We start from the raw sequence: 24576 nt of genomic DNA on the forward strand, positions 1-24576 counted from the left end.
GCGCTGCCCCCCGAGGGGGCGCCAGTTGCCTTGGGGCGGCCCGGCGGCAACTGAACCGAGTAAAAACATCATGGGCTTTTTCCTGGAAACCTTGTTCGGCGGCCTGATGGCGGGCATGCTGTATTCGCTGATCGCGCTCGGCTTCGTGCTGATCTACAAGGCCAGCGGCGTCTTCAACTTCGCGCAGGGCGCGATGGTGCTGTTCGCGGCGCTGGCCATGGCGCGCTTCGCGGAGTGGGCGCCCCAGCTGCTGGGCTTCGACAACAAGATCCTCGCCAACCTGATCGGCTTCGGCATGGCGATGCTGGCGATGATCGCGGTGGCCTGGGTGATCGAGCGTTTCGTGCTCGGCAAGCTGGTCAACCAGGAAGGCATCACGCTGCTGATGGCCACGCTGGGCATCACCTACTTCCTCGACGGCTTCGGCCAGACGCTGTTCGGCTCGGACATCTACAAGATCGACGTCGGCCTGCCCAAGGACCCGCTGTTCCTGTTCGAGAGCGTGTTCCAGGGCGGCGTGCTGATCAGCCAGGAGGACCTCTACGCCGCGGTGATCGCCGCCGCGCTGGTGGCCGCGCTGAGCCTGTTCTTCCAGAAGACCGCCACCGGCCGCGCGCTGCGTGCGGTGGCCGACGACCACCAGGCGGCGCAGTCGATCGGCATCCCGCTCAGCCGCATCTGGGTCATCGTCTGGTCGGTCGCGGGCTTCGTCGCGCTGGTCGCCGGAATGATCTGGGGCAGCAAGCTGGGGGTGCAGTTCTCGCTCTCGCTGGTGGCGCTGAAGGCGCTGCCGGTGGTGATCCTGGGCGGCCTGACCAGCGTGCCCGGCGCCATCATCGGCGGCCTGATCATCGGCGTGGGCGAGAAGCTCTCGGAGGTCTACATCGGCCCGATGTTCGGCGGCGGCATCGAGATCTGGTTCGCCTACGTGCTGGCGCTGCTGTTCCTGGTCGTGCGGCCGCAAGGCTTGTTCGGCGAGAAGATCATCGACCGCGTCTGAGCACCCAAGGACAACAACATGATTTATCGTGAAAACGGTCAGTTCAAGACCAGCTACCGTGCCGACCAGCAGATCTTCCCGATCCGCCAGGACCGCATCGCCGTGCTGCTGCTGCTCGCGTTCGCGGCGCTGGTGGTGCCGGCGATCGCGTCCGAGTACGTCTTCCGCGCCATCCTGATCCCGTTCCTGATCCTGTCGCTGGCGGCGCTGGGGCTGAACATCCTGGTCGGCTACTGCGGCCAGATCTCGCTGGGCACCGGCGCCTTCATGGCGGTGGGCGCGTATGCGGCCTACAACTTCTCGGTGCGCATCGACGGCATGCCGCTGATCGCCGCGCTGCTGCTGGGCGGGCTGTGCGCCACCGGCGTGGGCGTGCTGTTCGGCATCCCGAGCCTGCGCATCAAGGGGCTGTACCTGGCGATGGCGACGCTGGCGGCGCAGTTCTTCACCGACTGGGCCTTCCTGCGCATCCGCTGGTTCACCAACGACTCGTCGTCGGGTTCGGTCAGCGTGGCCGGGCTCAACGTGCTGGGCATCCCGATCGACACCCCGGTGCAGAAGTACCTGTTCTGCCTGGCCTTCCTGAGCGTCTTCGCGCTGCTGGCCAAGAACCTGGTGCGCGGCAACATCGGCCGCGAGTGGATGGCGATGCGCGACATGGACGTGGCCGCCGCGGTGATCGGCATCCGGCCGATCTACGCCAAGCTCACCGCGTTCGCGGTCAGCAGCTTCATCGTCGGCGTGGCCGGCGGGCTGTGGGGCTTCGTGCACCTGGGCTCGTGGGAGCCGGCGGCGTTCTCGATCGACCGCTCGTTCCAGCTGCTGTTCATGGTGATCATCGGCGGGCTGGGCTCGATCATGGGCAGCTTCTTCGGCGCCGCCTTCATCGTGCTGCTGCCGATCCTGCTCGACAACGCGCCCTACTGGTTCGGCATCCCGATCGACACCGCCACCGCCGCGCACCTGACGTCGATGATCTTCGGCGCGCTGATCGTGTTCTTCCTGATCGTCGAACCGCACGGCCTGGCCCGGCTGTGGTCGATCGCCAAAGAGAAGCTGCGGCTGTGGCCCTTCCCGCATTGACGCCGTCGCAGCGCCTGCGCCCCCGCACAAACCCCGACGGACGAATCGCCGCCTAGAGCGTTCTGAGTCTCACGTTCCCGTACCCGCACTGACGCGTGCGTTTCCCTAGACCCTCTGGAGACAAACATGAAGTTGAAGTCCATCGCCACGACCGCGGCCATCGCCGCGGCCGGTCTTGCCAGCCTGGTTTCGGCCACCGCCGCGCAGGCCCAGGTCAAGGAGCAGTACTTCCCGCTGCTGGTCTATCGCACCGGCCCGTACGCGCCCAACGGCGTGCCGTGGGCCAACGGCAAGCAGGACTACATCAAGATGATCAACGCCCGTGACGGCGGCATCAACGGCGTGAAGATCAGCTTCGAGGAATGCGAGACCGGCTACGCCACCGACAAGGGCGTCGAGTGCTACGAGCGCCTCAAGGGCAAGGGCGCCACGCTGATCGATCCGCAGTCGACCGGCATCACCTTCGCGCTCACCGACAAGGCGCCGGGCGACAAGATCCCGCTGATCACGCTCGGCTACGGCCTGTCGGCGGCGGCCGATGGCGGCGTGTTCAAGTGGAACTTCCCGCTGATGGGCAGCTACTGGACCGGCGCCGACATGCTGATCCAGCACATCGGCAAGAAGGAAGGCGGCCTCGACAAGCTGCGTGGCAAGAAGATCGCGCTGGTCTACCACGACAGCCCGTTCGGCAAGGAGCCGATCCCGCTGCTCGACGAGCGCCAGAAGATGCACGGCTTCGAGCTGGTCAAGATTCCGGTGACGGCGCCGGGCGTGGAGCAGAAATCAGCCTGGCTGCAGGTGCGCCAGCAGCGCCCGGATTACGTGCTGCTGTGGGGCTGGGGCGTGATGAACTCGACCGCGCTCAAGGAAGCGCAGGCCACCGGCTACCCGCGCGAGAAGATGTACGGCGTCTGGTGGGCGGGTGCCGAACCCGACGTCAAGGACGTCGCCGAAGGTGCCAAGGGCTACAACGCGCTGGCGCTCAACACCTCGGGCCAGCAGCCCAAGGTGATCCAGGACATCCTGAAATACGTGCACGACAAGGGCCAGGGCACGGGGCCGAAGGATGAAGTGGGCTCGGTGCTCTACACCCGCGGCCTGATCATCCAGGCGCTGGGCGTTGAGGCGGTGCGCCGCGCGCAGGAGAAGTACGGCAAGGGCAAGGTCATGACCAGCGAGCAGGTGCGCTGGGGCCTGGAGAACCTGGCGCTCGACGACAAGAAGCTCGCCACGCTGGGCCTGACCGGCGTGATCCGCCCGATCAGCACCTCGTGCCAGGACCACATGGGCTCGACCTGGGCCCGCGTGCAGACCTGGGACGGCGCCAAGTGGAGCTTCACGTCCGACTGGCTGCAGGCCGACGAGATGATCATCAAGCCGATGGTCAAGGCCGCGGCCGACAAGTACGCGGTCGAGAAGAAGCTGACGCGCCGCGCACCGGCCGACTGCCAAGGCTGACCTGAACGTTTCACACACGAGGGCCCCTCGGGGCCCTCTTCACAGCGCCGCGGGCGGTGCTGCGAAGAGTCACAAGGGCACGCGATGAGCACACCGAACATCCTTCTCAACGTCAACGGCATCGAGGTCATCTACAACCACGTCATCCTGGTGCTCAAGGGCGTGAGCCTGCAGGTGCCCGAAGGCCGCGTGGTGGCGCTGCTGGGCGGCAACGGCGCGGGCAAGACGACCACGCTGCGTGCGGTCAGCAACCTGCTGGCCGGCGAGCGCGGCGACGTCACCAAGGGCAGCATCGAGCTGCGCGGCGAGCGCATCGAGAAGCTCAGCACCTCGGACATGGTCAACCGCGGCGTGGTGCAGGTGATGGAAGGCCGGCACTGCTTCGCCCACCTGTCGATCGAGGACAACCTGATGACCGGCGCCTACACCCGCCGCGACGGCAAGGCCGCGGTGGCCGAGACGCTGGAGAAGGTCTACAACTACTTCCCGCGCCTGAAGACGCGCCGCACCAGCCAGGCCGCCTACACCTCGGGCGGCGAACAGCAGATGTGCGCGATCGGCCGCGCGCTGATGGCCAACCCGAAGATGGTGCTGCTCGACGAGCCGTCGATGGGCCTGGCGCCGCAGATCGTCGAGGAGGTGTTCGAGATCGTGAAGGACCTCAACACCAAGGAACGCGTGACCTTCCTGCTGGCCGAGCAGAACACCAACATCGCGCTGCGCTACGCCGACTACGGCTACATCCTCGAGAACGGCCGCATCGTGATGGACGGCGAGGCCCACGCGCTGCGCGAGAACGAGGACGTCAAGGAGTTCTACCTCGGCATGGGCGGCGGCGACCGCAAGAGCTTCAAGGACGTCAAGAGCTACAAGCGGCGCAAGCGCTGGCTGGCCTAGCCCGCTGCGTGCGGCCTGCTTGCCGGCTGAAGACACCCGCTGCTGGAGACCGGATCGATGTCGGAAGACTGGGGCTTCGCCGCCCCGCCATTCAAGCCTGACGAGGCCCTGCAGCGGCTGCGCCGCGAGCTGCGCGAGCTGGGGCTGACCGAGCGTGCCGGCGTGTTCGAGCGGCGTGGCACGCCGATCGCGCGCGCGGCGGTGGCCGGCGCCACGATCGCGGTGGCCGTGGTCGAGCGGCCGTCGCGCCGCAGCCCGCAGTGGCGGCCGCGGACGCTGGCATCGAGCGCCGAGCAGCGCGCTTTCGTCACCCACCTGAAACAACAACTCGGCGCCTGGAGCGAAGACGATGACTGAGACCCTCGACGCGCTGGAGACCCGCGCCCCCGCCACCCGCGAGGCGGCCCTGCTGGCTGCGCTGCCGGCGCAGATCGGCCACGCGCAGCAGCACAGCGCGGCCTTCGGCGCCATCCTCGCCGGTGTCGACGCCGGTGCCGTGACCAGCCGCGCCGCGCTGGCCGGCCTGCCGGTGACACGCAAGAGCGAGCTGCTGGAACGCCAGAAGGCGCAACGCGCCAGCGACGCCTTCGGCGGTTTCGCGACCATCGGCTGGGCCAGCCAGGCCGGCGCGCGGCGCACCCGGCGGGTGTTCCAGTCGCCCGGGCCGATCTACGAACCCGAAGGCGAGGCCGGCGACTACTGGCGCATGGCGCGGGCGATACGCGCCGCCGGCTTCCGCGCCGGCGATCTGGTGCACAACAGCTTCAGCTACCACCTGACGCCGGCCGGATCGATGATGGAAACCGGCGCGCTGGCGCTGGGCTGCACGGTGTTTCCGGGTGGTGTCGGCAACACCGAGTTGCAGTTGCAGGCCATCGCCGAACTCAAGCCGGCGGGCTACATCGGCACGCCGAGCTTCCTGAAGATCCTGGTCGACAAGGCCGCCGAGACCGGTGTCGACATCGGCAGCGTGCGCAAGGCGCTGGTCAGCGGCGAGGCCTTCCCGCCGAGCCTGCGCGACTGGCTGCGCGAGCGCGGCATCGAGGGCTACCAGTGCTACGCCACCGCCGATCTCGGGCTGATCGCCTACGAGACGCCGGCCCGCGAAGGCCTGGTGATCGACGAGGGCGTGGTGGTCGAGATCGTGCGTCCCGGCACCGGCGACCCGGTGCCCGACGGCGAGGTCGGCGAACTGGTCATCACCACGCTCAATCCGGATTACCCGCTGATCCGCTTCGGCACCGGCGACCTGTCGGCGGTGCTGCCGGGCGCCTGCCCGAGCGGGCGCAGCAACACCCGCATCAAGGGCTGGCTGGGCCGGGCCGACCAGACCACCAAGGTGCGCGGCATGTTCGTGCACCCCTCGCAGGTGGCCGAGGTGGTGAGGCGTCATCCGGCACTGCTGCGCGCCCGGCTGGTGGTCGAAGGCGAGATGGCCAACGACCGCATGACGCTGAAGGTCGAGGTGGCCGACGCCCCCGCAGGTCTGGCCGAACAGGTGGCACACAGCGTGCGCGACGTCACCAAGCTGCGCGCCGAGGTCGAGCTGCTCGCACCCGGCAGTCTGCCCAACGACGGCAAGGTGATCGAGGATGCGCGAAGCTACCACTGAGCGCGGCGGCGCCCGTGCATCGGTTTCTACGTGGTTCCCGACATGGACGGGCGACATGCCGCCGCTAGCATCGGCACGATGTCCGATGGTCTGTTCCGCTCTAGGAGACGTTGAATGAAGAAACTGATGCTGGCCTCGTTGGCCGTTCTGACTGCAGGCGCGGCATTCGCGCAGGAATATCCGAGCAAGCCGGTCACGATCGTGGTGCCGTTTGCAGCCGGTGGCCCGACCGACAAGGTCGCACGCGACTTCGCCGAAGCGCTGCGCAAGCCGCTGGGCGGCGCGACGATCGTGGTCGAGAACGTCGGCGGCGCCGGCGGCACGCTGGGCGCATCGAAGGTCGCCAAGGCGGCACCGGACGGCCACACGCTGCTGCTGTATCACGTCGGCATGGCGACCTCGCCGGCGCTGTACCGCAACATGCCCTACAAGACGCTCGAGGACTTCGAGTACCTGGGCCTGATCAACGAAGTGCCGATGACGCTGGTCGGCCGCTCGACGCTGCCGGCCAACAACTACGCCGAACTGGTGAAGTGGCTCGAGGCCAACCGCGGCAAGATCAACCTGGCCAACGCCGGCCTGGGCGCCGCCTCGCACCTGTGCGGCCTGCTGTTCCAGCAGAGCCTCAAGATCGACATGACCACCGTGCCGTACAAGGGCACTGCGCCGGCCATGACCGATCTGCTGGGCGGCCAGGTCGACCTGATGTGCGACCAGACCACCAACACCACCAGCCAGATCGCGTCGGGCAAGGTCAAGGCGTTTGCGGTCACCAGCAGCAAGCGCCTGACGACGCCGGCCCTGTCCAATCTGCCGACGCTCGACGAATCCGGCCTGAAGGGTTTCAACGTGTCGATCTGGCACGGCCTGTATGCCCCCAAGGGCACGCCCAAGGCGGTGCTCGACAAGGTCAACACCGCCCTCAAGGCTGCGCTGAAGGATCCGGAATTCATCAAGCGTGAAGAAGCGCTGGGCGCCGTGGTGACGACCGATGCGCGCACCAACCCGGCCGAGCACAAGGCCTGGGTCACCAGCGAGATCAACAAGTGGACGCCGGCGATCAAGGCCGCTGGCCAGTACGCCGACTGAGTCGACAAAACGCGACAAATCGTCGGGCATCAGCCCCGGCGAGGTGTCGATGAAGCCTCGAATCGGCAAAAGCGGCACACCGTCGGGTGTGCCGCTTTTTTTATGTTCGGTTCAGGCACCAGTCTTGAGTACGATTGCGGCGATCTCGATCGAGATCAAAAGTTTCAGGTTTTCGACAATCTGAACTGCGTGGTTTGCGTGCTGCAAGTCTCGCCCCCCATCGACAACAACTCTGCCCCTGGTGCAATGGCCGCTCATGCGTGTACTCCTGCTTGAAGACGACATCGATCTGGGTCAGGCGGTCGACGACCACCTGGAGGCGGCGGGCCATTCGGTCTACTGGTGCAAGCTGGTCTCCCAGGTGCGCAACGTGACCTTCGATCTGGCCCTGGTCGACCTCAACCTGCCCGACGGCGACGGCGTCGACCTGGTGCGCTACTGGCGCCAGGCCGGACGCCTGACACCGGTGATCATGCTGACCGCACGTGACCAGGTCAGCGACCGCATCCGAGGCCTGCAGGCGGGCGCCGACGACTACCTCGTCAAGCCCTTCGACCTCGACGAGATGCTCGCCCGCATCGACGCCGTGCTGCGGCGCAGCTCACCCTCGCCGCGCCTGCAGGTGCACGACAACGTGGTCGATCTCGAGCAGCGCCAGGTGCTGCACCAGGGCCAGCCGCTCGACCTGACGGCCATGGAATGGGCGGTGCTGCGCTGCCTGGCCAGCCGACCAGGACGCATCTTCAACCGCGGCGAAATCGATGTCGCGCTGGCCGCCGACGGCCAGCCCAGCAGCGACAGCAACACGCTCGAGGTGATCGTCAGCCGGCTGCGCAAGAAGCTGGGGGCCGACGTGATCAGCACCCATCGCGGCATGGGCTATCGGCTCGATGTCTGAGACCGGCAGAAAGAACAGCCTCGAACGGCTGCTGCGACATCGGCTGCTGCTGCTGATCGGCGGACTGTGGGTTGCGGCATCGGTGGTAGTCTGGTACGGACTGCGTTCGCAGACCAATGCCCTGCTCGACCTGATCCTGCTCGAAACCGCCGAGCAGCTGATGGTGATGCCCGACGAGGCGCTCGGCGATGGCAGCTCGCCGCCGCGGGTGATCGAGATCGGCACCGACGAGGCCGACATCGTCTATCAGGTCTACGACGGCAACGGCCGCCTGCGCCTGCGCTCCCACGCCGCGCCGACCACGCCCATGATCGCCGTGCAGCAGGATGGCCGGATCGAGACCGACCGCTGGTACCTCTTCAGCCTGACCCATCCGGATCGGTCGCGCCGGGTCCTGATCGGCGAGTCGCAGTCGCACCGCAACGGCGCACTCTGGGACCTCAACGCCTGGCTGATCGCACCGCTGGTGGTGCTGCTGCCGCTGATGGCGCTGGTCTTGACGCGCGTGTTGCGGCAATCGTTCCTGACGCTCGAGCCGGTGCGGGACAACCTCGACCGGCGCGCCCCGCATGAGCTGCATGCGGTCGACGTGTCGGCTGCACCGCTCGAACTGCAACCGATGCTCGAGACCGTCAACCGGATGATGGCGCGGGTGAGTTCGCTGGTGGAGGCCGAGCGGGCCTTCGCCGCCCACACCGCCCACGAGCTGCGCACGCCGCTGGCGGCCGCGCGGGCGCAGGCACAGCGCCTGGCCGTCGAGGCGAACGAGCACGGCACGCCGCAGCTGGTCGAACGGGCGCTGGCCCTGATGCGCCAGCTCGATCGCCTGACGCGGCTGGCGAGCCGGCTGCTGCAGCTGGCGCGGGTGGATTCGGGGGTCGCACTCAAGCGCACGGACGTCGATCTGCGCCAGCTCGCCGAGCTGGTGACCGACGAGTTCGGCGACGCGCGCGCCCAGGGTTTCCTGCTGCCGACCGAAAACACCGACGGCGCACACGAAGAGGTGTCCGGCGACGTCGACGCCCTGGGCATCGCCCTGCGCAACCTGATCGACAACGCCCTGAAGCACGGCGGCGAGCAGCCTCGCGTGCGGGTCTGTGTCGGCCATCGCCGGCTGGCGGTGCAGGACTGCGGCCCGGGCATCGCCGCCGACGAGCTGCAGCGTCTGGCCAAGCCGTTCGAACGCGGCCCCACGGTGGCCGAAGGATCGGGGCTGGGGCTCACGATGGTCCAGACCGTCGCCCGCCAGTCCGGCGCGACGCTGGATTTCACGTCACTCGACGGCGTCGCGGGCGGCTGGCGCTTCGAAGTCAGCCTGTACTTCCCCGAGGGCGCCCAGGCCGAGGAGGCAGCCGCCGCCCGGCAGGATCCGCCCGGCGGCGGCTGAGCCGCCACCCGGCCTCAACTCAGATCGACCTGCGCGAACTTGCGCTTGCCCACCTGCAGCACGTAGCGGCCGGCGGCGAGCTTGAGGCCCTTGTCGCTGATCACGCCGCCGTCGATGCGCACGCCGCCCTGCTCGATCAGGCGCATGGCCTCGCTGGACGACGGCACCAGGTTGGCCTGCTTGAGCAAGGCGCCGATGCCCAGCGGCGCGCCCGACAGGCTGACCTGCGGCAGATCATCGGGAATGCCGCCCTTGGCGCGATTCTGGAAATCCTGCTCGGCCGCGTCCGCCGCCGCCGCGCCGTGGAAGCGCGCGGTGATCTCCTTGGCCAGCAGCACCTTGGCGTCCTTGGGGTTGCGGCCGGCGTCGACCTCGGCCTTGAGCGCAGCGATCGCCTCTTCGCTGCGAAAGCTCAGCAGGGTGAAGTACGACCACATCAGCGTGTCGCTGATCGACAGCAGCTTGGCGAACATGTCGTTGGCCGCCTCGCTGATGCCGATGTAGTTGCCCTTGCTCTTGGACATCTTCTCGACGCCGTCGAGCCCGACCAGCAGCGGCATGGTCAGGATGCACTGCGGCTCCTGGCCGTATTCGGCCTGCAGGTGGCGGCCCATCAGCAGGTTGAACTTCTGGTCGGTGCCGCCGAGCTCGAGGTCGCTTTTCAGCGCCACCGAGTCGTAACCCTGCATCAGCGGGTACAGGAACTCGTGCACCGCGATCGAGGTGCCGGCATGGAAGCGCTCGTGGAAATCGTTGCGCTCCATCATGCGCGCCACGGTGTAGCGCGAGGCCAGCGCGATCATGCCGCGCGCGCCCAGCGGGTCGCACCACTCGCTGTTGTAGCGGATCTCGGTGCGCGCCGGATCGAGCACCAGGCTGGCCTGGCGGTAGTAGGTTTCGGCGTTGAGCTTGATCTGCTCGGCCGTCAGCGGCGGGCGGGTGGTGTTGCGCCCGGACGGGTCGCCGATCATCGACGTGAAGTCGCCGATCAGGAAGATCACCGTGTGGCCCAGGTCCTGCAGCTGGCGCAGCTTGTTGAGCACCACGGTGTGGCCGAGGTGGATGTCGGGCGCGGTCGGGTCGAGGCCGAGCTTGATGCGCAGCGGCGTGCCGCTGGCCTCCGAGCGCACGAGCTTCTTGAGCCAGTCGGCTTCGGGCAGCAACTCCTCGCAGCCCCGCCGGCTCACTTGCAGGGCCGCCAGGACGGCGTCGGAGGGCGGAGTGGGCGAGGTGTTGCTGAACGGCAGGCTGGACATGAAATAGCTACGGGTTATTACAAAAATTCACGCTGGTACGCGCCGGTATACTCGGTCGGTCGCAAGGCGATCCGGATTCTAGAGCGGCATCAAATGCCGCCGGGACGTGGCCTGAGGGAGCGGATTCAAGCAGTAACCAGGTGCATCCACGTCGCACCGCCAGCACAGAGACGACATGGTCAAGAATTTCGGTGAACACACGCGCCATTGGATGGCGCGTGCAGAACTGGCGCTACGCCATCACCCCCGGGTCATCAGCGGCGCCGTCCTCACGCTGCTGCTGGGCAGCGGCGTGACGGCCTTCGGGGTCGCACCGCTGACGGCGATCGACACCACGCCGGTGGCCACCCGCATCATCAGTGAAAGTTTCGCGGCGCAAGATCTGTCGGGCCAGTTGCAGGCGCTCGACGAACTGGCGCTGACGCTGCACCGCAGCGACGTCACGCGGTCGACCGACACCGCCGACACCCTGCTCAGCCGCCTGGGCATCCACGATCCCGAAGCCGCAGCCTTCCTGCGCAACGATCGCACCGCCCAGCGCACGCTGATGGGCCGCAGCGGCAAGCTGATCCGCGCCCGCGGCGACGGCAGCGCCGGCGGCGGTCAGCTGCAGGAACTGGTGGTGCGCGGTCCGGCGGCCGACAGCCGGCACGCGGCCACCCATTTCAATCGCCTGACGATCACCCGCACCGCCCAGGGCCTGAGCGCCACCGCGCAGGATCTCCCGCTGGTGGCCGACGTGCAGGTCGGTTCGGGCACGATCGAGTCGAGCCTGTTTGCCGCCGCAGACGACGCCGGGCTGCCCGACGCCGTGACGGTCCAGATGGCCGAGATCTTCGGCAGCGAGATCGATTTCCGCCGCGAACTGCGCAAGGGCGACACCTTCTCGGTGGTCTACGAAACGCTCACCGCCGACGGCGAGCCCATCACCTGGCACTCGGAAGCCGGCCGCGTGCTGGCCGCGCGTTTCGTCAACGACGGCCGCACCCATGAGGCCGTGTGGTTCCAGGATGGCGACCAGAAGGGTGGCTACTACGGCCCGGACGGCAAGAGCAAGACGCACCTGTTCCTGACGTCGCCGCTGAAGTTCTCGCGCGTGAGCTCGGGCTTCGCGATGCGCTTCCATCCGATCCTGAAGCAGTGGCGGGCCCATCTGGGCGTCGACTATGCGGCGCCCACCGGCACGCCGGTGCGCTCGGTCGGCGACGGCGTGGTGGATTTCGCCGGCGTCCAGAACGGCTACGGCAAGGTGGTGGTGGTTCGGCATGCCGGTGAACGCAGCACCGTGTACGCACACCTGAGCCGCATCGACGTGCGCAAGGGCGAGCGGATCACGCAGGGCGCAAGCCTCGGCGCGGTGGGCTCGACCGGCTGGGCCACCGGCCCGCACCTGCATTTCGAATTCAAGCTGGCGGGCAAGCAGGTCGATCCGGTCAAGATCGCCCGGGCCTCCGAAACCGTCGAACTGCCCGCCGCCGCCAAGCCCCGCTTCGACAACGTGGCGGCCGTGGCGCGCGAGCGGCTGGCCGCCGGCATGCATCGGGCTGGCGCAGTGGCTCGCATGGAGTGAGCCCGGCGAGCGGCACGGTGACGACACATTGCATCGGCCTGATGTCGGGCACCTCGCTCGACGGTGTCGACGGCGTGCTGTGCCGATGGGATGAGAGCGATCGCTGGCACGGCGTGGTGGCCCATGTCCACCAGCCTTTCGAAGCCGATTTCCAGGCGCAGCTGCTGGCGCTCCAGGCCAGCGGCCCTGACGAACTGCACCGGGCGGCGCTGGCCGGCAACGCACTGGCGCGCCGTTATGCCGAGGTCGTCGAACGGCTGCTGCAGCAAGCGGCCATGCCGGCCAGCCAGGTGCGTGCGGTCGGCGCGCATGGCCAGACCGTGCGCCACCAACCGCTGGCATTCGACGGCGTGGGCTACACGTCGCAGATCAACAACCCGGCCTTGCTGGCCGAACGCTGCGGCATCGACGTGATCGCGGATTTCCGCAGCCGCGATCTGGCCGCGGGCGGCCAGGGTGCGCCGCTGGTGCCGACCTTCCATCACGCCGTCTTCGGTGATCCGAACCGCACCCTCGCGCTGGTGAACATCGGCGGCATCAGCAACCTGACGCTGTTGCAGGCCGGGCTGGCGCCGCGTGGCTGGGACGTCGGCCCGGGCAATGTGCTGATGGACCTGTGGACCATCCGCCACCTCGGTCGCACCTATGACGAGGGCGGCCGCTGGGCCGCCTCGGGCCAGGTCCTGCCGGGCCTGCTGAACGCGCTGCTGGCAGAACCCTTTCTGGCGCTGTCGCCGCCCAAGAGCACCGGACGGGATCTGTTCCATGCCAGCTGGCTCGATGCCCATCTGGCACGCAGCGCACGATCGGCCGAACCAGCCGATGTTCAGGCCACGCTGTGCGCGTACACCGCGCAGTCCATCGCCGGCGATCTGCTGCGCCTGCAACTGCAGGTGGATGAACTGCTGGTCTGCGGCGGCGGCGCATTGAATGGCGAACTGATGCGCCAACTGCAGGCGGCCCTGGCTCGGACACCCGTGCTGTCCAGCGACGAACGAGGTCTGCCGCCCTTGCAGGTGGAAGCGGCTGCATTTGCATGGCTGGCACATCAGCACCTGCGCCGACAAGCGGCCAGCGAGCCGGCGGTGACCGGCGCCCGGGGGCCGCGCATCCTGGGCTGCTGCTACCCTGGGTATTGAGTTCCGAAGCTCGCAGGACCGCATTGCAGACAAAAGAAAAGCCGCCCGAGGGCGGCTTTTCTGCAAGCGTGACGATCGCTCAGGCCGAGAAGCTCGACCCGCAACCGCAGGTGGTGGTGGCGTTCGGATTCTTGATCACGAACTGGGCGCCCTGCAGATCTTCCTTGTAGTCGATCTCGGCGCCGGCCAGGTACTGCAGGCTCATGGCATCGATCAGCAGCGTGACGCCGTTCTTCGACATCTGGGTGTCGTCATCGTTGACGATTTCGTCGAAGGTGAAGCCGTACTGGAAACCCGAGCAGCCGCCACCCTGAACGAAGACGCGCAGCTTGAGGTCAGGATTGCCCTCCTCTGCGACCAGATCCGCCACCTTGGAGGCGGCACTGTCGGTGAAGATGATGGGGCTGGGCATCTCGGTCTGGATGTTTTCTGCAACGGCGCTCATGGGGCTCTCCTGCTCTTTGCTTGGTAACGGGCGGATGACGAAGGGGTTCGGCGAGCAGGCCGAATCCCCCGGGAATCATTTCATATCGTTGCCAGCGGCCAGCAGCTTCAGCGCCGGCTTGTCTTCGATAACGGCGGCAACGGAACCCGAGGTCAGTCGCTGCAAGGCACCATCGATGGTGGCACCCTGGTGCATTTCAAGCGACTCGTAACGCACGTCGCCCTGGATGCGGGCCTTGGGCTGCAATTCCAGCAGAAGCGTGGATTCGACCGGCCCCATCACCGTCCCGTTGATGATGACATGACCGGCCTTGACCGTACCGATGACCCTGGCTTTTTCGCTGATGACGAGAATGCTCTTGTCGTCGGGACTTGCGACGACGTCGCCCTGCACTTCACCGTCGATGCGCAAGCCGTCGCTGAAACGCAAGGTGCCCTGCACCACAGTGCCTTCGCCGATGAGGCTGCGGATGGCAGGCTGTTTCTTCGAACCGAACATGAATGATTTTCCTGAAGCTGGGAGGAGGATCCGGGGGCACAGTCGGCGGAACGCTGCACCCCGTCAAAGCGAGGGTCCGGATGTCACAGGCGGGCAATTTCGGTGGCCTGCACCTTGCCGCTGGCATCGAGGACCTTGACCTCCAGTTGTTTTACCACGGCCGTCGCCGGGTAGTCGACCGCACCTTCCAGGCGTTGATACTGTTTCAGATTTACAGTATTTGTTGCGATCTGGACAGCCTGTGTCCAACTGCGTCCGTCCTGCGTGCCGCTCAGATGCAGCTCGTATCGACCCTTGAATTCGCCCGAACGTCCGCCGGCCAGTATCAACAGGCCCTGGAACCGCAAGCGCCCGGGCGCCTCGATCTCGACCTGCAAACCCCGCAAGGTCAACAGCTTCGTACTGCCCGTGGAGGGCATCAGCCGCTCGAAGAAGGCCAGGTCGCGCGTCAGCGCCAGGTTCTCGGACTCGAGTGCCTTCACCCGGGACGCAAGACTTTCCTGCGTCGCCCGTTCGGCCTTGAGCAGACTGTCGGCAGAGTTGGCGATCGAGATCGCGCGCTCATGCTCGGAGCGCAGGCGCACCAGTTCTTCTCGCAGCAGCTTCAGTTCTTCGTGAGCGCCCCGGTCGAGACCGGCAAAGTCCTTGCCGAATTCATAGGCCCAAAGGCCCAGGGCAGCGCAGAAGCCCAGCATCACCGCGAAGAAGATCCACCTCACCGGCCAAGGCAGGCGACTGCGCACGGTGACACGGGGCGCACTGACAGATAGACGACGACGTATGAGCTTCCAGCGCATGCCAAAAAATGGGGACCGAGCAGCACTCGGTGGGTGGTCAGTTCGACGACTGTCGCCGAATTGAAACGCACCATACACGAAGGGCCACCGATGGTGGCCCTTCGATCGCAGGCGTACGCAACAAGGCGCGCCAGCTTGCTCGCAGGAGACTCCGGGTGATCGGAGCCCTCCTGCGCCAGATCAGCGCTTGCTGAACTGCTTGCGACGGCGAGCGCCGTGCAGACCGACCTTCTTGCGCTCGACTTCGCGCGCGTCACGCGTCACGAAGCCGGCGTTGCTCAGTTCGGGCTTGAGCGCTGCGTCGTAGTCGATCAGCGCGCGCGTCACGCCGTGGCGCACTGCGCCGGCCTGGCCCGACTCGCCGCCACCGTGCACGTTGACCTTGATGTCGAACGCTTCAGCGTTGTTCGTCAGGAACAGCGGTTGCTTGCAGATCATGATCGAGGTTTGACGACCGAAGTACTCTTCGACCGTCTTGCCGTTCACGATGATCTTGCCCGTGCCCTTCTTGATGAACACACGTGCGACCGACGACTTGCGACGGCCCGTGCCATAGTTCCATTCACCGATCATGGCCGTTCCTTAAATGTCCAGCGTCTTCGGCTGCTGAGCGGCGTGCGGGTGCGTGTCACCGGCATAGACCTTCAGCTTCTTGATCATCGCGTAACCCAGCGGGCCCTTGGGCAGCATGCCCTTGACGGCCTTCTGGAGTGCACGGCCGGGGTGCTTGGCCTGCATGTCACGGAAGTTGGTTTCGAAGATACCGCCCGGGTAGCCCGAGTGACGGTAGTACTTCTTGTCGATCGACTTGGTGCCGGTCACGCGGAGTTTTTCTGCGTTGACGACAACGATAAAGTCACCGGTATCCACGTGAGGCGTGTAGATGGCCTTGTGCTTGCCGCGCAGGCGGAGGGCGACTTCGCTGGCCACCCGTCCGAGAACCTTGTCCGTTGCGTCAATCACAAACCACTCATGCACGACCTCTGCCGGCTTGGCACTGAAGGTATTCATGGCAAATCTCTTTGCAAGGGTTTGCGGCTACTGCCAGTGCCATCGGTGCCGCTTATCGGGGCGGCCGCTCAAGCTCCTGGACTGGAACCGGCCGTGCCATGCCTGCTTGCGCCTGCATCACACCGGGGAACCAGCTCTTCCGCGTAGCCAAAGACGGAAAAGCCCGCGAGTATAGCGCGAGCGCCGTACCGCGGGCCATGGCATGCGAACGGCCGGGACTGGATGCCCGGCTCGCCCGCATCACGTCAGGTCACTTGCCGCTCGGCACCTTGCCCTCGACACCCTTGACGTAGAAGTTGACGCCGCCCAGGAACTTGTCGTCGGCGACCTCGTCCTTCTTCAGCACTTCCTTGCCGTCCTGACCCACGATCGGGCCCTTCCAGATCACGAAGCTGCCGTCGATCAGGCCGGCCTTGACCGTCTCGACCTTGGCCTTCAGTTCGGCCGGCACCTTGTCGGAGATCGACACGATGTCGATCGCGTTTTCCTTCACGCCCCACCACACGCCGCCGGTCGTCCAGGTGCCTTCGAGCGCGTCCTTGATGGCCTTCTTGTAATACGGCGCCCAGTTGATGATGGCCGAGGCCAGGTGGGCGTTGGGCGCGTACTTGCTCATGTCCGAGTCCCAGCCGAAGGCGAGCTTGCCCTTTTCGTCGGCCTTCTGCAGCACCGCGCTGGAGTCGGTGTTCTGGAACAGCACGTCGGCGCCGCCGGAGATCAGGCTCTGCGCGCCCTCGCCTTCCTTCGGGGGATCGAACCACTTGTTGATCCAGACCACCTTGGTCTTGACCTTCGGATTGACGCTCTGCGCGCCCATCGTGAAGGCGTTGATGTTGCGGATCACCTCGGGGATGGGGATCGAGCCGACCACGCCCAGCGTGTTGCTCTTGGTCATGCCGCCCGCGATCACGCCGGCCATGTAGGCACCTTCGTAGGTGCGGCTGTCGTAGGTGCGCAGGTTGGCGGCGGTCTTGTAGCCGGTGGCGTGCTCGAACTTGACGTCCGGCGTGTCGGCGGCAACTTTCAGCATCGGCTCCATGTAGCCGAAGGTGGTGCCGAAGATCAGCTTGTTGCCCTGGCCGACCAGATCGCGCATCACGCGCTCCGCGTCAGCCGACTCGGGCACGTTCTCGACGAAGCTGGTGACGATCTTGTCGCCGAACTCCGCCTCGGCGGCCTTGCGTGCGTTGTCGTGCGCGAAGGTCCAGCCCGCGTCACCCACCGGGCCCACGTAGGCAAACGCCACCTTCAGCGGCTCGGGCTTGGCTGCGACCGAAGCCGCGGGCTCGGCGACTGGCGCTGCAGGCTCTTCCTTCTTGCCGCAACCCACCAGGGCCGCCGACATCGCGAGCGATGCCAGCGCGGTGAGCTTCATCACGGAACGCTTGGTTGGATCTGTCATCGGTGTCTCTCTTCATGAGGGTCGGATCAGGCGGTGAATTATGGCGGCGGCACCGACCCGGTACCGCCTCCTGCAGATCAGAAATGAGCCTCGAACTTCAACTCGGGCGCCGACACCTTGGTGCCGGGCAATGACGCACGGTTGCCGAACTTGTGCTTGATGTACTGGTAGCCGATGCCCGCGTAGAAGGTCTTGGGCGTGCCGGCCACCGAGCCGATGTCCCACAGCAGGGCCGAGTCGAGCCAGGTCTCGGGCGAAGTCTGGGCACCGCCGCCGTCCAGGCCCTTGGCACCGGTGAAGTTGGCAAAACCCTTGAACACGGCCGGCGTGCCGGCCTGGAACGGGAAGTTCCAGACCGCAGCCAGCCGGGCCGTGCCGTCGAAATGCACGTTCCGGCCGGCGAAGCTGTTGTTGTTGTGTTCCTTGTAGTACAGCAGGCCCAGCGTCAGCAGTCCCGGCACGTCGAACTCGACCTTCGGGCCCGCGATGAACTTGACCAGGCCGGCCCCGAAGGCGTCGTTCTTCGAGTTGAAGTCGAAGCCGGTCTGCCACGCCACGTCACGCACCGGGCCGAACTTGACCGGGCTGCCGCCGAGCTTGCCCAGGCTCAGCGAGTTGCTGTAGACGACGTAGACCTCCTGGGCGCCGCGCGTGCTGTTGCGCGCCGGGTTGTTGACGTCGGACTTGAGCATGTCCAGGGTGAAGAAATTGACGCCGTACTTGAAGCCACCGACGTACTGCAGCGTCACGATGGTCTTCTTGACTTCCGCGGCATTGCCGGGCTCCTTGAACTTGGTGCCGTAGGTCAGGCCGATGGAGGCATTGCTCCAATCGGCAGACTGGGCGACGCCAGCGATCAGGGCCAGGGAAACAGCGCAAGCGAGCTTGGTTCTGGAGAGCATGTCGAACTTTCGGTGTTGGAGTGAAGCCACCCCGACACCTCGCAAATCGCATACCAAAGTGCACACACTTTTACGCGCCAAAACCGCACTTGAATGAGGGCCTCGAGCACGGCTTGCGGGCGTCGACGCACCAAGCCGAGGCCACGCTCAGCTGCCCGGGAAAAACGGCTTGCCGATCGAGGCCGGGATGTTGGCGCGGATCCAGGCCGGGTTGCGCGAGATCAGCACCAGCACGACGATGGTGGCGATGTAGGGCAGCATCGTCAGCACCTGGCTGGCGATCTGCACGCCCTCGCCCTGCAGGTGGAACTGCAGCATCGTCACGCCGCCGAACAGGTAGGCGCCCAGCAGCACGCGCGCCGGCCGCCAGGTCGCGAAGGTGGTCAGCGCCAGCGCGATCCAGCCCTTGCCGGCCGTCATGCCCTCGACCCACAGCGGCGTGTAGATCACCGACAGATAGGCCCCCGCGACCCCGCACAGCGCGCCACCCACCATCACGGCGGCCAGGCGGATGCGCCGCACCGGATAACCCAGCGCATGCGCCGACTCGGGCGACTCGCCGACGGCGCGCAGCACCAGCCCGGCGCGCGAGCGGTAGAGGAACCACATCAGCGCGAACACGAACAGGACGGTCAGGTAGACCATCGGGTGATGCTTGAAGAAGGCCGGGCCGACGAAAGGCAGGTCGGCCAGCAGCGGCACCTCGAAACTCGGCCGCTGGGCCAGTTTTTCCTGCGTGTAGCGGATGCCGAGAAAGGCCGAGAAGCCCGCGCCGAACAGGCTCAGCGCCAGGCCGGTCGCGTACTGGTTGGTGTTGAGCCAGATCACCAGCAGGCCGAAGACGGCCGCCATCAAGGCGCCGGCAATGGCCCCGGCGCCGAACGCCAGCCAGTCGTTGCCGGTGTGCACCGAGGTGGCGAAGCCGGCGATGGCCGCCACCAGCATCATCCCTTCGGCCCCCAGGTTGAGGATGCCGGCGCGTTCGTTGATCAGCAGGCCGAGTGCGGCGATGGCCAGCACGGTGCCGGCGCTCAGCGTCGCGGCGATCAGCAAGGCGATTTCATTCATGGTGCGTGCTCGATCGCGTCAGGCGGTCTTGAGGAGTTGCGGCCGCACCCAGCGGATGCGGTAGGCGATCAGCGTGTCGCAGGCCAGCAGCGAGAACAGCAGCAGGCCCTGGAACACGCCGGTCAGCGATTTCGGCAGGCCCAGGCGCGACTGCGCCAGCTCGCCGCCGATGTAGAACATGCTCATCAGCACCGCCGAGAACACGATGCCGACCGGATGCAGCCGGCCGACGAAGGCGACGATGATGGCGGCGAAGCCGTAGCCCGCCGGCACGTAGGGCGTCAGCTGCCCCAGCGGCCCGGCGGCTTCGAGCGCACCGGCCAGGCCGGCCATGCCGCCCGAGATCAGCAAGGCCGTCCACAGCGCGGTGCGCGACGAGAAACCGGCGTAACGCGCCGCCGCCGGCGCCAGCCCGCCGACCTGCAGCGCGAAGCCGCGGTAGGTGCGAAACAGGAAGGCCGTGAACGCCGCCACCGCCACCAGCGCGATCAGCGTGCCGGCGTTCAGGCGCAGACCGTCGATCAGGCGCGGCACCTTGGTGATGGCGTCGAAGGTGATGGTCTGCGGGAAGTTGTAGCCCAGCGGGTCCTTCCACGGCCCGTAGACCAGGTAGCTCAGCACCATCTCGGCCACGTACACCAGCATCAGGCTGACGAGGATCTCGCTGGCGTTGAAGCGGTCGCGCAGCAGCGCCACGATGCCGGCCCAGACCATGCCGCCCAGCACGCCCGCGAGCAGGATCGCGACCACGATGCCGCGGCCCATCCAGGCCGTCTCGGGCCCGGCCTGCATCGCCACCCAGCCGCCGGCCAGCGCGCCCAGGATGTACTGCCCCTCGGCGCCGATGTTCCACAGGTTGGAGCGGAAACACACCGCCAGGCCGAGCGCGATCAGCACCAGCGGCACCGCCTTCACGCTCAGCTCCGACAGCGCGTAGGCGTTCTTGAGCGGCTCGACGAAGAACATCTGCAGGCCGCGCACCGGGTCCTTGCCCAGCAGCAGGAACAGCACGATGCCCAGCAGCACCGTGATCACCAGCGCCAGCAGCGGCGAGGCCAGCGACATGACCCGCGACGGCTGCGGGCGCGCTTCAAGCTTGAGCATGAACGAGCTCCCCTTCGATGGCAGCCGTGCTGCGGTTGACCGGTTCGGGCCACAGCCCCGACATCCATTCGCCGATGCGCTCGACGCTGGCCTGCGCGGTGGCGATCGACGGCGACAGCCGTCCTTGCGCGATCACGACCAGCCGATCGCAGATCTCGAACAGCTCGTCGAGCTCCTCGCTGACCACCAGCACCGCGCAGCCGGCGTCGCGCAGCGCCAGCAGTTCGCCGCGGATCTGTGCCGCAGCACCCACGTCGACGCCCCAGGTCGGCTGGCTGATCAGCAGCAGCTTCGGCCCGGCCTCGATCTCGCGGCCGACGATGTACTTCTGCAGGTTGCCGCCCGACAGCGACTTGGCCGCCGCCTCCGGCCCGCCGGCCTTGACGTTGAAACGCTCGATCAACCCGGCCGCCTGCTGGCGGATCGCCGCCATGTTCAGCCAGCCGCTGCGCCGGTCGACGCCTTCGGTGCGCGTGAGCAGCACGTTGTGCGCGAGCGAAAGCGTGGGCACCGCGCCGCGGCCGAGCCGCTCCTCGGGCACGAAATGCATGCCCTGGCGCCGCAGCGCACGCGGCGAGGCGCGCGACACGTCGCGGCCGAACAGCATCACGCTGCCCGGCGTGCCGCGCGGATCCTCGCCCGACAGCGACGCCATCAGCTCCTGCTGGCCGTTGCCCGACACACCGGCGATGCCGACGATCTCGCCGGCTCGCACGTCGAGGCTGACGTCGCGCAGGTCCATGCCGAACGGATCCTGCTTGGCCAGGCTCAGGCCGCGCACCTCGAGCGCCAGCGCACCCGGCCTGGCCGGGCGATGCGTCAGCGCCGGCGGCTCCGAGCCGATCATCAGGCGCGACAGCGACGCGTTGCTCTCCTGCGCGGGATCGACCTCGCCGGTCACCTTGCCGCCGCGCAGCACCGTGCAGTGGTGGCACAGCGCGCGGATCTCGTCGAGCTTGTGGCTGATGTAGAGGATCGAGCAACCCTGCTCGGCGAGCTTGCGCAAGGTGACGAACAGCTTGTCGACCGCCTGCGGCGTCAGCACCGAGGTCGGCTCGTCGAGGATCAGCAGCTTCGGGCGCGTCAGCAGCGCGCGCACGATCTCGACCCGCTGGCGCTCGCCGACGCTGAGCGTGTGCACCGGGCGCAGCGGGTTGACGTCGAGGCCGTATTCACCGGCCACCGCGCGGATGCGGTCGATCACCTCCATCAGGCCCATCGACTTGCCCAGGCCGAGCAGCACGTTCTCGGCTGCGGTCAGCGTGTCGAACAGCGAGAAGTGCTGGTAGACCATGCTGATGCCGAGCGCGCGCGCCTGCGCCGGGCTGGTGATCGTGACGCGCTCGCCGTTCCATTCGATCTGGCCGGCGTCGGGCTGCACCGCGCCGTAGATGATCTTCATCAGCGTCGACTTGCCGGCGCCGTTCTCGCCCAGCACGGCGTGGATCTGGCCGGGCATCACGGTCAGGCCGACGCTGTCGTTGGCGCGCACCGCCGGGTATTGCTTGGTGATGCCGCGCAGCACCAGTCGAGGGGTCTGGCTCATGTCGGGGTACCCCGCAGCAGGAGGTGGAGAAGGAAGGGGTCGAGACACATGGCGGCGCTCAATCGCGTTGATGGCGGGGCTGCCCGGCCACCCAGGTGGCGCGCAGGTTGCGTTCGTCGCCCAGCACCAGCCAGGCAAACAGGCGTTCGTGCAAATCCTGCGCCAAGGCGTCGCGGTGCCGGGCCACGGCGCCGTGCGACCAGTCCCACACGCACAGGTCGGCGCTGCAGCCGGCATCGAACGAGCCGATCTCGTGCGCCAGGCCGAGCGCTTCGGCGCCGCCGCGGGTGGCCGCATGCAGCGCCTTGAAGGCCGTCAGCCGCACGCCCTGCAGCGCCTGGATCTTGTAGGCATCGGCGAGCGTGCGCTGCATCGACAGGCTGGTGCCGCCACCCACGTCGCTGGCCATGCTGACGTGCGCGCCGGCCGCCTCAAGAGCCTGCCAGCCGAACAGGCCGCTGCCCAGGAACAGGTTGCTGCTCGGGCTGTGGGCGATCTGCGCGCCGGTATCGGCCAGCAGCGCGCGGTCGGTGTCGTCGAGCCAGATGCCGTGTGCCAGCACGGCGCGTCCGTTGAGCAGGCCGGCGCGGTGGTAGACGTCGAGGTAGCTGCGCGCCTCGGGGAACAGCTGGGCCACCCACGCCACCTCGGTGCGGTTCTCGGCCACGTGGGTCTGCATGTAGAGGCCGGGCACCTCGGCCATCCAACGCCCGGCCATCGCGAGCTGTTCGGGCGTGCTGGTGGGTGCGAAGCGCACCGTCATCGCGTAGGACAGGCGGCCGGTGCCGTGCCAGCGTTCGATCAGCGTGCGGCTGTCGGCGTCGGCGCTGGCCACGTCGTCACGCAGGCCGTCGGGGCAATGACGGTCCATCAGCACCTTGCCGGCGATCAGCCGCATGCCGCGGGCATGGGCGCCGGCCAGCAGCGCATCGGCCGAGACCGCGTGCACGGTCGGGAACACCACCGCCGAGGTCGTGCCGTGCGCGAGCAAGGCGTCGAGAAACGTCTGCGCGCCGGCGTGTGCCACGGCCGGGTCGGCGTAGCGGCGCTCGGCCGGAAAGGTGTAGCGCTCCAGCCAGTCGAGCAGCTCGGTGCCGTAGCTGGCGATGACGTCGAGCTGCGGGCTGTGCACGTGGGTGTCGATGAAACCCGGCAGGATCAGCCGGCCGGCGTGATCGTGGCGCTGCCAGTCGTCGCCCGGCGCCTGCGGCTGGGCGGCGACGATGCGGCCGTCCTCGATCAGCAGCCAGTGATCGGGCCGCCAGCGCACGGCGGGCAGCGCATCGGCCGGCGCGGCCCAGCCGGGGTCGGCGGTGAAGTCGAGCAGGTCGCCGAACAGGGCTTGACGAACGGGTGCGCTCATGCCGATTTCCCGTTCGCCTTGGACGGGCTGAGGCCTCGTGCGACGTCGCGCACGGTTTCGCGCAGCCAGCGCAGGGACGAGGCACTGTGGCTGACGTCGTGCCAGAGCTGGTAGTAGGTCATGCTGGGAAAGTTGACGGGGCAGCGCACGATGCGCAGGGGCAGCAGGTCGACATAACGTTGGCAGAACAGCCGGCCGGTGGTGAGCACGAGCTGAGTTTGCGCCAGCATCAGCGGCACCAGCGCGAAGTGCGGGCTGCGCACCGCGATGCGCCGGCTCTTGCCCAGGCGCTGCAGGTGTTCGTCGATCACGCCGCGTGCGCCGGCATGCAGCGCGGTCGGGGCGACGTGCTCGGCGTCGAGGTAGCGATCGAGCGTCCAGCTGCGCGGGTTGCGCACGGCGGCGTGATCCTGCCCGACCAGGCAGACGATCTCGTCGGAAAACAGCCGCCCGAGGTGCAGCTCGCCGGGGGGTTCGAGCCAGTTGCCGATCACCAGGTCGACCTCGCCACGCGCCAGCCGGGCGCGGTAGTCGTAGTCGGCCGACAGCGCGTGGATCGTCAGCTGCGCCATCGGCGCCTCGTGCTTGATGCGCGCCACCAGCGTGGGCAGGAATGTGGGGTCGAGGTAGTCGCTCGCCGCGATGCGGAACTCCACCGCCTGGCTCTGCGGCGAGAACGCGCCGAACGCGCGCTCGCCGAACTTGCCGCCGAACAGCTGCTCGGCGCTGCGCAACAGCGTCTCGGCCGGGCCCATCAGCTGCAGCGCCACCTCGGTGGGCACCATGCCGGTGCCGGCACGCACCAGCAGCGGGTCGCCGGTGAGGGCACGCAGGCGCTTGAGTTGGGCGCTGACGGCGGGTTGGGTGGTGGCCAGGCGCATCGCTGCTCGCGACACGCTGCGTTCGGTGATCACGGTGTGCAAGACCCGGACAAGATGAAGCTCGATCTTGTCAAAGTTGGGGCGGTTGTCCATACCGTTCGAAGCATACTTTCTATCCACCAGCACGTATAGCTGCGGGAAACCAAAGGAGTATGGTGCGGGTGATTCCC

24 protein-coding genes are annotated in these 24576 nt (G+C 67.3%); 11 read left to right on the forward strand and 13 right to left on the reverse strand.

The features are described from left to right. Positions 1-70: 70 nt before the first annotated feature. From LCHO_RS17130 to LCHO_RS17170, 9 genes are all read left to right on the forward strand, one after another. On the forward strand, positions 71-1000 hold the full coding sequence (locus tag LCHO_RS17130) for a branched-chain amino acid ABC transporter permease (protein WP_012348441.1): 930 nt from the start codon (positions 71-73) through the stop codon (positions 998-1000). 18 nt (positions 1001-1018) lie between these two features. After that, on the forward strand, positions 1019-2083 hold the full coding sequence (locus LCHO_RS17135) for a branched-chain amino acid ABC transporter permease (RefSeq protein ID WP_012348442.1): 1065 nt from the start codon (positions 1019-1021) through the stop codon (positions 2081-2083). 126 nt (positions 2084-2209) lie between these two features. Next, complete coding sequence (locus tag LCHO_RS17140) at positions 2210-3541, forward strand: ABC transporter substrate-binding protein (RefSeq protein ID WP_012348443.1); 1332 nt, start codon at positions 2210-2212, stop codon at positions 3539-3541. Positions 3542-3625: 84 nt separating this feature from the next. After that, positions 3626-4438, forward strand: coding sequence for an ABC transporter ATP-binding protein (locus LCHO_RS17145; RefSeq protein WP_012348444.1), 813 nt, complete (start codon positions 3626-3628; stop codon positions 4436-4438). Positions 4439-4495: 57 nt separating this feature from the next. Then, entirely contained in the window at positions 4496-4795 is a 300-nt protein-coding gene (locus tag LCHO_RS17150; protein ID WP_012348445.1) for a hypothetical protein, read from the forward strand. Continuing rightward, positions 4788-6050, forward strand: coding sequence for a phenylacetate--CoA ligase family protein (locus LCHO_RS17155; protein WP_012348446.1), 1263 nt, complete (start codon positions 4788-4790; stop codon positions 6048-6050). The genes LCHO_RS17150 and LCHO_RS17155 overlap by 8 nt, the downstream gene beginning before the upstream one ends. Positions 6051-6164: 114 nt before the next feature. Then, positions 6165-7139, forward strand: coding sequence for a tripartite tricarboxylate transporter substrate-binding protein (locus LCHO_RS17160; protein ID WP_012348447.1), 975 nt, complete (start codon positions 6165-6167; stop codon positions 7137-7139). A gap of 256 nt (positions 7140-7395) precedes the next feature. Further along, positions 7396-8037, forward strand: a complete 642-nt coding sequence (locus tag LCHO_RS17165) for a response regulator transcription factor (RefSeq protein ID WP_012348448.1) — start codon at positions 7396-7398, stop codon at positions 8035-8037. Next, the gene (locus LCHO_RS17170; protein ID WP_012348449.1) at positions 8030-9424 is read left to right on the forward strand and encodes an ATP-binding protein; all 1395 of its coding nucleotides are present in this window, start codon (positions 8030-8032) and stop codon (positions 9422-9424) included. Before LCHO_RS17165 ends, LCHO_RS17170 begins: the two co-directional genes overlap by 8 nt. Positions 9425-9438: 14 nt before the next feature. On the opposite strand, the gene tyrS is transcribed toward LCHO_RS17170, so the two are convergent. Further along, positions 9439-10680: a tyrosine--tRNA ligase gene (tyrS, locus tag LCHO_RS17175; RefSeq protein ID WP_012348450.1), complete on the reverse strand. Its 1242-nt coding sequence runs from the start codon at positions 10678-10680 to the stop codon at positions 9439-9441. 175 nt (positions 10681-10855) lie between these two features. Between tyrS and LCHO_RS17180 the strand changes: the two genes are divergently transcribed. Together LCHO_RS17180 and LCHO_RS17185 are read left to right on the forward strand one after the other, a co-directional pair. Continuing rightward, positions 10856-12250, forward strand: a complete 1395-nt coding sequence (locus LCHO_RS17180) for a M23 family metallopeptidase (RefSeq protein ID WP_012348451.1) — start codon at positions 10856-10858, stop codon at positions 12248-12250. A gap of 17 nt (positions 12251-12267) precedes the next feature. Next, positions 12268-13389 carry an anhydro-N-acetylmuramic acid kinase gene (locus LCHO_RS17185; RefSeq protein ID WP_043705712.1) on the forward strand — a complete coding sequence of 374 codons (1122 nt, stop codon included), beginning with the start codon at positions 12268-12270 and terminating at the stop codon, positions 13387-13389. 79 nt (positions 13390-13468) lie between these two features. On the opposite strand, the gene erpA is transcribed toward LCHO_RS17185, so the two are convergent. The 12 genes from erpA to LCHO_RS17245 form a co-directional block, all read right to left on the reverse strand. Further along, positions 13469-13834 carry an iron-sulfur cluster insertion protein ErpA gene (erpA, locus tag LCHO_RS17190; protein ID WP_012348453.1) on the reverse strand — a complete coding sequence of 122 codons (366 nt, stop codon included), beginning with the start codon at positions 13832-13834 and terminating at the stop codon, positions 13469-13471. A gap of 75 nt (positions 13835-13909) precedes the next feature. Next, positions 13910-14332 carry a bactofilin family protein gene (locus tag LCHO_RS17195; protein ID WP_012348454.1) on the reverse strand — a complete coding sequence of 141 codons (423 nt, stop codon included), beginning with the start codon at positions 14330-14332 and terminating at the stop codon, positions 13910-13912. 83 nt (positions 14333-14415) lie between these two features. Beyond that, positions 14416-15075: a DUF6776 family protein gene (locus tag LCHO_RS17200; protein WP_223210458.1), complete on the reverse strand. Its 660-nt coding sequence runs from the start codon at positions 15073-15075 to the stop codon at positions 14416-14418. 234 nt (positions 15076-15309) lie between these two features. Further along, positions 15310-15702, reverse strand: a complete 393-nt coding sequence (gene rpsI, locus LCHO_RS17205; protein ID WP_012348456.1) for a 30S ribosomal protein S9 — start codon at positions 15700-15702, stop codon at positions 15310-15312. Between the two features lie 9 nt (positions 15703-15711). Further along, positions 15712-16140 carry a 50S ribosomal protein L13 gene (gene rplM / locus LCHO_RS17210; RefSeq protein WP_012348457.1) on the reverse strand — a complete coding sequence of 143 codons (429 nt, stop codon included), beginning with the start codon at positions 16138-16140 and terminating at the stop codon, positions 15712-15714. A 250-nt stretch (positions 16141-16390) separates the two neighbouring features. After that, on the reverse strand, positions 16391-17542 hold the full coding sequence (locus LCHO_RS17215) for a BMP family ABC transporter substrate-binding protein (protein ID WP_012348458.1): 1152 nt from the start codon (positions 17540-17542) through the stop codon (positions 16391-16393). Positions 17543-17619: 77 nt separating this feature from the next. Continuing rightward, positions 17620-18444, reverse strand: coding sequence for a hypothetical protein (locus LCHO_RS17220; RefSeq protein WP_012348459.1), 825 nt, complete (start codon positions 18442-18444; stop codon positions 17620-17622). A 147-nt stretch (positions 18445-18591) separates the two neighbouring features. After that, positions 18592-19512 carry an ABC transporter permease gene (locus LCHO_RS17225; protein ID WP_012348460.1) on the reverse strand — a complete coding sequence of 307 codons (921 nt, stop codon included), beginning with the start codon at positions 19510-19512 and terminating at the stop codon, positions 18592-18594. A gap of 18 nt (positions 19513-19530) precedes the next feature. Continuing rightward, positions 19531-20616: an ABC transporter permease gene (locus LCHO_RS17230; protein WP_012348461.1), complete on the reverse strand. Its 1086-nt coding sequence runs from the start codon at positions 20614-20616 to the stop codon at positions 19531-19533. Next, on the reverse strand, positions 20603-22162 hold the full coding sequence (locus LCHO_RS17235) for an ABC transporter ATP-binding protein (protein WP_012348462.1): 1560 nt from the start codon (positions 22160-22162) through the stop codon (positions 20603-20605). Before LCHO_RS17235 ends, LCHO_RS17230 begins: the two co-directional genes overlap by 14 nt. A 58-nt stretch (positions 22163-22220) precedes the next feature. Next, positions 22221-23525 carry a guanine deaminase gene (gene guaD, locus LCHO_RS17240; RefSeq protein WP_012348463.1) on the reverse strand — a complete coding sequence of 435 codons (1305 nt, stop codon included), beginning with the start codon at positions 23523-23525 and terminating at the stop codon, positions 22221-22223. Next, complete coding sequence (locus tag LCHO_RS17245) at positions 23522-24499, reverse strand: LysR substrate-binding domain-containing protein (RefSeq protein WP_012348464.1); 978 nt, start codon at positions 24497-24499, stop codon at positions 23522-23524. Before LCHO_RS17245 ends, guaD begins: the two co-directional genes overlap by 4 nt. Positions 24500-24576 lie beyond the last annotated feature (77 nt).

The organism is Leptothrix cholodnii SP-6, from assembly GCF_000019785.1.
Lineage (GTDB): Bacteria > Pseudomonadota > Gammaproteobacteria > Burkholderiales > Burkholderiaceae_C > Sphaerotilus > Sphaerotilus cholodnii.

Coding starts and splice junctions, on each gene's coding strand:
- guaD (WP_012348463.1), bottom strand. CDS start 23,525: ATGAGCGCACCCGTTCGTCAAGCCCTGTTCGGCGACCTGCTCGACTTC.
- LCHO_RS17225 (WP_012348460.1), bottom strand. CDS start 19,512: ATGAATGAAATCGCCTTGCTGATCGCCGCGACGCTGAGCGCCGGCACC.
- LCHO_RS17215 (WP_012348458.1), bottom strand. CDS start 17,542: ATGACAGATCCAACCAAGCGTTCCGTGATGAAGCTCACCGCGCTGGCA.
- rplM (WP_012348457.1), bottom strand. CDS start 16,140: ATGAATACCTTCAGTGCCAAGCCGGCAGAGGTCGTGCATGAGTGGTTT.
- LCHO_RS17130 (WP_012348441.1), top strand. CDS start 71: ATGGGCTTTTTCCTGGAAACCTTGTTCGGCGGCCTGATGGCGGGCATG.
- LCHO_RS17165 (WP_012348448.1), top strand. CDS start 7,396: ATGCGTGTACTCCTGCTTGAAGACGACATCGATCTGGGTCAGGCGGTC.
- LCHO_RS17195 (WP_012348454.1), bottom strand. CDS start 14,332: ATGTTCGGTTCGAAGAAACAGCCTGCCATCCGCAGCCTCATCGGCGAA.
- LCHO_RS17135 (WP_012348442.1), top strand. CDS start 1,019: ATGATTTATCGTGAAAACGGTCAGTTCAAGACCAGCTACCGTGCCGAC.
- LCHO_RS17230 (WP_012348461.1), bottom strand. CDS start 20,616: ATGCTCAAGCTTGAAGCGCGCCCGCAGCCGTCGCGGGTCATGTCGCTG.
- LCHO_RS17220 (WP_012348459.1), bottom strand. CDS start 18,444: ATGCTCTCCAGAACCAAGCTCGCTTGCGCTGTTTCCCTGGCCCTGATC.
- LCHO_RS17170 (WP_012348449.1), top strand. CDS start 8,030: ATGTCTGAGACCGGCAGAAAGAACAGCCTCGAACGGCTGCTGCGACAT.
- rpsI (WP_012348456.1), bottom strand. CDS start 15,702: ATGATCGGTGAATGGAACTATGGCACGGGCCGTCGCAAGTCGTCGGTC.
- LCHO_RS17155 (WP_012348446.1), top strand. CDS start 4,788: ATGACTGAGACCCTCGACGCGCTGGAGACCCGCGCCCCCGCCACCCGC.
- tyrS (WP_012348450.1), bottom strand. CDS start 10,680: ATGTCCAGCCTGCCGTTCAGCAACACCTCGCCCACTCCGCCCTCCGAC.
- LCHO_RS17140 (WP_012348443.1), top strand. CDS start 2,210: ATGAAGTTGAAGTCCATCGCCACGACCGCGGCCATCGCCGCGGCCGGT.
- LCHO_RS17145 (WP_012348444.1), top strand. CDS start 3,626: ATGAGCACACCGAACATCCTTCTCAACGTCAACGGCATCGAGGTCATC.
- LCHO_RS17160 (WP_012348447.1), top strand. CDS start 6,165: ATGAAGAAACTGATGCTGGCCTCGTTGGCCGTTCTGACTGCAGGCGCG.
- LCHO_RS17180 (WP_012348451.1), top strand. CDS start 10,856: ATGGTCAAGAATTTCGGTGAACACACGCGCCATTGGATGGCGCGTGCA.
- LCHO_RS17245 (WP_012348464.1), bottom strand. CDS start 24,499: ATGGACAACCGCCCCAACTTTGACAAGATCGAGCTTCATCTTGTCCGG.
- LCHO_RS17235 (WP_012348462.1), bottom strand. CDS start 22,162: ATGAGCCAGACCCCTCGACTGGTGCTGCGCGGCATCACCAAGCAATAC.
- LCHO_RS17150 (WP_012348445.1), top strand. CDS start 4,496: ATGTCGGAAGACTGGGGCTTCGCCGCCCCGCCATTCAAGCCTGACGAG.
- erpA (WP_012348453.1), bottom strand. CDS start 13,834: ATGAGCGCCGTTGCAGAAAACATCCAGACCGAGATGCCCAGCCCCATC.